This window comes from Methanobrevibacter sp. TMH8, assembly GCF_020148105.1.
Lineage (GTDB): Archaea > Methanobacteriota > Methanobacteria > Methanobacteriales > Methanobacteriaceae > Methanobinarius.
The window spans coordinates 1-6,255 of the sequence record NZ_JAHLZE010000019.1 but is presented as its reverse complement, the minus strand read 5'-3'; the positions used below and the strand labels follow the sequence as shown (position 1 = coordinate 6,255).

The following is a 6,255-nucleotide window of genomic DNA, read 5'->3' as shown; positions in this document are numbered from 1 at the left end:
ATATTTCAATTTGTAACATGTTTTTTCCTATAATTATAATATTGATAAAGTATTATATAAATATTGTTATTTTGTAATAAATATTTTCCAAAGAAAATATTAACATATAAATCAAAAATAAGAACAAGTATATGAAAAAAATAAAAAATTTGTAATCTAATTAAAAAGAATTTAAAAATAAAAATATAATAAAAATTTATTGCAGTATTAAATCATTAATTACTTATATTATTATCTTCAATCTAATATTAGGTTAAATAATAACTTATAAAAGTATAATGACTTTAAAAATTGAAACAGGATGTTTTATTTAAGGAAATTAGCTATTATATACATTACTAATTATAGTTTAATTACAGGAATATTAAAATTTATATTAAATAATCTATTTAAATAGCTTATTTTGATAAAAATTATCTTAATAAAGAGATTATTATAATTATATACTTTTAGTTATTGTTTATTATTTTATCACAGAGGGGTAATTATGAAACTTATGAGTACAGTTTTAGTAGTTAAAGATATAGATAAATCTAGAAAATTTTATGAAGATTTATTAGGTCAAGAACCAAATGTGGATCTTGGAGTAAATGTTTCTTATGATGGGTTTGCAATTCAAAGTCTAGAATCTTGGACAAATTTCATATATAAAGATGAAGACTCAGTTAAATTAAGAAAGCATAATGGTGCAGAGTTATATTTTGAAGTAAGTGATTTCGAAGATTTTATAAAAAAATTAGAATCTTATGATGAAAATATTGAGATTTTACATCCGGTTAAAGAGTTTCCATCAGGACAGAAAGTAATTAGGTTGTATGATCCAGATAATCACATTATTGAAGTTGGAGAAGACATGAGACAAATAATCAAAAAACATTTTTATAATGGAATGTCTATAACTGAGATTGCTGAATTATTAGAAATTAATAAAGATTATATTAAACATATTATAGAACAATAAAATTCATCAACTAATATAGCTACAAAGTGTGATAAAATGGCTGTCCTACTTACAAATATAAGTGGAAATATATTGAATCAAAATATTATAAAAGAGAGTTTTACTAAATTAAAAAATAAAGATGAATTAAAAGATGAAGAAATAAATGAAATATTTTATTTAAATGAAGAAATACCAGAAAAAAATCAGAATTTTAATAATATAAATGTAAATAATTTTAAAATAGATATGAACAAAGATATGGATGAAGTCTATGATATTATTACTCAGATTATTGAAGATATATTAGATAAAAAAGAATTTATTGATGTTATTGTAGATACTAGCTTTCTTGCATATCTAATATTAGAAGTTTTGATTAAAAAATTTGATATAATAGATGTTTTTATTTTAGAAAATAATAAATTGAAAAAAGCTCATCCATGTGGATGTGGTGAAGAATATATGGGATATTAAATAAAATTTTTTTCATTAGATTATTATATTATATTAGATTATTAGCTTATTTTAGTCTGTAATATCTTCTGTATGTGGTGGGAACCATTTTTCAGCAGTTATTGTAGGTAGTATTGCACTTAATACAAGGACTCCAGTTAATATGGAATATGTCATCTGATCTAATATTCCTGTAGTAAGGCCAAAGGTTGTTGCAATTAGTCCAAAAGTTAAACCTGTACTCATCATTAAGGTAATATACTGTTTATTTGAGTTTAAATATTTTTTACTTATGAAATAGACTCCTAAAAATTTACTTAATTGTCTTAAAACAAAAATCAAAACAAAAATTACTATTCCACTCATAATTAAAGATAATGATACTTTCATTCCTCCAACAATAAAAAATATTGGTGTTATAAATGCAAAAGCTACGATTTTCAATCGTTTTTTAGTTTCATAACCTGGAGAATTTAGTTTGAAATGTTTGGATAATAACAGTCCAAGTATAAAAGCTGGTAATATTGCTTGTCCTTGCCCTAAACTTGCAAAAAATATTAATATTAATAATAATAAGAAGATATATTTTATTTCCACTTCATTAAGTTTATTTTTCAAGATAGGGCTGTTAAATAGAATATGAGAATATTTAAAAGCTAAAAATAACACTATTATAGATATTATATAGAATAATAATGTGTATAAGTTTGGTTTTATAAAAAGAATACTCAAAGCAATAGCTGTACATAAATTTGTAATGAATGTTGCTCCTATCAATATTTTACCAATTTGATATTCAAGTAAATTTTTTTCAACAAGTGCTGAGTATACAATAGCTATTGAAGTTTCGGAAAGAGCTGTTGCACATAATATAGCAGCTAAAAAATTCCAACCAACAATAAAATACACAAATAAGAAAATAATCACGAATGGGGCTGCGAAAGATAAAAATCCTATTAAGACTATTTCTTTCATTTTTTCTTTCATTAAATTACTATCGATTTCTATCCCAGATAGAAAAGTTAAAAGTATTCCTCCAAAGCTAGCTATGTATAACATCCATGCTTCTGGTCGTATAATTCCAATATTCCCTGTAATAATTCCTAGCAATATTTCAACTATTGTTACTGAGATTCCTAGTTTCAAAGATATTAAACTTGAAACTAATATAAGTATTCCTAAAATTAATGGATAAATATCTCCTATCATTTTTTAAACCTCTTATGAATTAGTTAGTAGTTTCTTACAGAGTTCATTATCCAGAAGATATTTATCACTGGCGGTTCAGATTGGTGGAACCTCATCACCATTTATTTTAATAATAAAATTGTTTAAATGTTTTTAATAGTATAATAATTTAATAATAAATAGTTTTAATAATATATAATAACTATTTTTAATAATAAATTTTTTAATATTAATAATTTTAATAATAAATAATTTTTTAATAAATGAAATAAAGTAAATTATATTTTAAGCATTAATTTTATTCATTTGATTTAATGTTTCATGAAATTAACATATAATTCCATTTATTGAGGTTGAATAGGTTCATCTTTTCATGCATTAATCAAAATACTATAAAATTAATTAGCAAACTGTTTAGATAAAATAATCATTGTTTAAAATTTTAGACCATGCCTCCTCTAATTTAACAGATAATACTGCCTTTCTATCTGTTTATTAATTAGTAGAGGTCATCATCCAGAAAAAAAATATTCTAGCAGTTAAATAGGTGAACCTCATCACCTTTATTAAATATATGTTTATTTTATTATAAATAATTTATGTTTTTAGAAAAATTAAATAGGGCTTTGACTTTTTATAAAATAATATAAATAAGTAAATTTTTATCTATTTTTTTTACCTTATTTCAATGTTTAACTTTCAGCTTCTTTTTAATTGTAGACAAACTCATATATGCAACTACTAATATTGGCCAAATTTCAAGTCTTCCTACCCAAAAATCAACCATAAATACTATTTTTACAAAATCTGGAGAATTCGGAGTTAAAATTCCACTTGTAAGGCCAACATTACTAATTGCTGAAGCAACTTCAAATAAAACTTGAGGAATATTATTATAATAGACTGAAATAATTATAACACTAATAATATAAATAAGCAAATATAAAATTACAAATAATCCAGCTATTCTAATTAAGTTATCAGTGACCTTTAATCTATTAAAATGCGCAATTTTTTTAGGAATAACAGCTCTTCCAGGAAGTAAAATTGATTTAATTTGCCAAATAGTTGCTTTGGATAGTAAACCAACTCTTAACCATTTTATACCTCCACCAGTTGAACAAGATCCTGCACCGATAATCATAAGAACAATTAATATTAGAAAAGTAGCAGAATTCCAATTATTTAAAATTTCTGGATAGAATGCTGTTTGAAGACCTGTAGTCGTAATAGCTGAAACTACTTGAAATGTAGCAAATCTTATATTTTCAAAATTACTTACATAAGTGTGAGAATATATAAGTAAAGCTGAAGTAACTATAATAGCTAGAGGAATCAATACAATAGCTACTTTTATTTCAATATCACTGAAAAATTCTCTAAATTTCTTCTTATATAGTAAAAATAAAAGTGCGAAATTAATGGAACCTGAAATCATAACAATCATAGCTACAAATTCAACAAATGGGCTATTATAATGCAATATACTGTCTGTAGTTATTGCAAAACCTCCAGTGGATAATGAAACAAATGTATAAAAGATGGAATCAAATAATGGAAGCCCGGATAATAAAAATAATATTACTCCAATCATAGTCAATACTAAATAGATATAAAGTATGATTTTACTAGTATTTCTTATACTTGGAACTATTTTTTCATCTCTGCCTTCAGCATTATATAACCTCATAATAGATGTTCCACTAGACCTTAAAACAATAATCATTATGAAAATTATTCCAAGGCCTCCCATCCATTGAGTTAAACCTCTCCAGAAATTAATAGAATAACCAACTGTTTCTATGTTAGGTAGCATTGAAAATCCAGTAGTGGTAAAACCTGAAATAGCTTCGAAAAACGCATTTATAAAACTAAGTTCTCCAGATATAAAGTAAGGCAATCCTCCTAAAAAACTAGCAATTATCCAAATTAATGTTGAGAAAATCATCGCAGTTTTTAAAGAAATTTCTTGTTTTTTAAATATTTTTATAAGTAAAAAACCTGCGAATAGAGATATTATGCTAGATAAAAGGAAAGACCATCCTAAATTATATTCTTGATATATTATAGCTACAATTATAGGAATTAACATGAAAATTCCTAAAATTAAACAGATTTGGCCCGTATAATAGAGTATTGTACTTAAATCAGTTAATTTAATGCTGTTTAAAGTATGCACGACTGATTCTCCATTATTAATGTTAATAAATTAAATTATCTAATCATATTTAGATTATATTAAATAAAATTGCCTTAATACAGTATCTTCAAGATTTAATCATTTTATATATTATATTATCATATAAAATACTATATTTTACTATATTAATATCATATTTTTTCTATTAAATATAGAATATTATTAGATATAAATTTTACTAAAATAATGAAAAGTGAATATAAAGTATTAACATATTTGCAATAATTGAATTAATATTATAAAAAAAGAAGAATTTTTATAAATCAATTATCTCTTAATAATCTAATTAATATTAAAAATTTTAAATTTTTATTAAGAATATTTAATATCCATATGTAGTATCGAAAATAGCGAAATATTGAATTAAAAAATATTTATGATTAGTATTATCTATTGAAATTAATCTAATGAAATTAAAAAATCTTATAAGATTATAAATTATGAAATAATAACCTTTATAATTTAAAGTTTAAAATATTTATAGGTAAACTATTTCCTAGTTATATAAAGACATTGTTGAATAATATTCTAAAAATTATATTAAATGATTACTATTTTTTCAATATTATTAGAAATTATTTATAAATTTATACAATATTCTGAAAATCATATAGAAAGATATTTATAATCGATAATGAATAGTATCTATCGGGGTGAATATTAGCATATGTAAATATCAAAATATTTAGTATGAAAATAGTATCTTAATGAGAACACAACCTAAATACTACTGTATTTGCTTTTTTATTTTTCTAGTTGTATTATTAGTATACAATTCTTTATTTTATTCTATAGGAATAGATATTTGGTTATTTATAATTTATCATGTTTAATCATGATAATTAATATTAATTAAATATTTATTTTTTGATTATACAATGCTATACTCTATAATAGAAAAAAATGTAACAAAGGTGAAATTATGAAAGGATTAGCTATGTTGAGAATTGGTGAGATTGGTTGGATTGAGAAAGATAAGCCTGATATGGGTCCTAGGGATGCTTTGGTGAGGCCGTTGGCTCTTGCGCCTTGTACTTCTGATATTCATACTGTTTGGGAAGGTGCTATTGGTGATAGGCATAATCTTATTTTGGGTCATGAAGCTTTGGGTGTTGTTGATGAAGTGGGTAGTGAGGTTAAGGATTTTAAACCTGGAGATAAGGTTATTGTTCCGGCTATTACTCCTGATTGGGATGATGAAGCTGCTCAAAGAGGTTTTCCTTCACAGACTACTGGGCCGTTAGGTGGTTGGAAGTTTTCTAATTTTAAAGATGGGGTTTTTGGTGAGTATTTCCATGTGAATTTAGCTGATGCTAATTTGGCTCATTTGCCTGAGGGTATGTCTCTTGAAGCTGCTGTGATGATTCCTGATATGCTTTCTACTGGTTTTATGGGTGCTGAAAATGCCAATATTCCTATGGGTGGTTCTGTTGCTGTGCTTGGTATTGGGCCTGTTGGTTTAGCAGCTATT

Annotated in this window: 5 protein-coding genes and 2 riboswitches; of the genes, 3 read left to right on the top strand and 2 right to left on the bottom strand. The window is 24.1% G+C overall.

The features are described 5' to 3' along the window. Positions 1–487 precede the first annotated feature (487 nt). Both KQY27_RS03730 and KQY27_RS03725 read left to right on the top strand, forming a co-directional pair. The gene (locus KQY27_RS03730) at positions 488–961 is read left to right on the top strand and encodes a VOC family protein (protein ID WP_224425238.1); all 474 of its coding nucleotides are present in this window, start codon (positions 488–490) and stop codon (positions 959–961) included. A gap of 36 nt (positions 962–997) precedes the next feature. Further along, positions 998–1,417, top strand: coding sequence for a hypothetical protein (locus tag KQY27_RS03725; RefSeq protein WP_224425237.1), 420 nt, complete (start codon positions 998–1,000; stop codon positions 1,415–1,417). A 51-nt stretch (positions 1,418–1,468) separates the two neighbouring features. On the opposite strand, the gene KQY27_RS03720 is transcribed toward KQY27_RS03725, so the two are convergent. Beyond that, positions 1,469–2,605, bottom strand: coding sequence for a cation:proton antiporter (locus KQY27_RS03720; RefSeq protein WP_224425236.1), 1,137 nt, complete (start codon positions 2,603–2,605; stop codon positions 1,469–1,471). A gap of 30 nt (positions 2,606–2,635) precedes the next feature. Further along, positions 2,636–2,713, bottom strand: a riboswitch (Fluoride riboswitch). 367 nt (positions 2,714–3,080) lie between these two features. Next, positions 3,081–3,155: riboswitch (Fluoride riboswitch) on the bottom strand. Between the two features lie 114 nt (positions 3,156–3,269). Continuing rightward, on the bottom strand, positions 3,270–4,763 hold the full coding sequence (locus KQY27_RS03715; protein WP_224425235.1) for a TrkH family potassium uptake protein: 1,494 nt from the start codon (positions 4,761–4,763) through the stop codon (positions 3,270–3,272). Positions 4,764–5,706: 943 nt separating this feature from the next. On the opposite strand from KQY27_RS03715, the gene KQY27_RS03710 reads away from it, so the two are divergent. Further along, a partial coding sequence (locus tag KQY27_RS03710) for an alcohol dehydrogenase catalytic domain-containing protein (RefSeq protein ID WP_224425234.1) occupies positions 5,707–6,255 on the top strand: 549 nt, incomplete at its 3' end.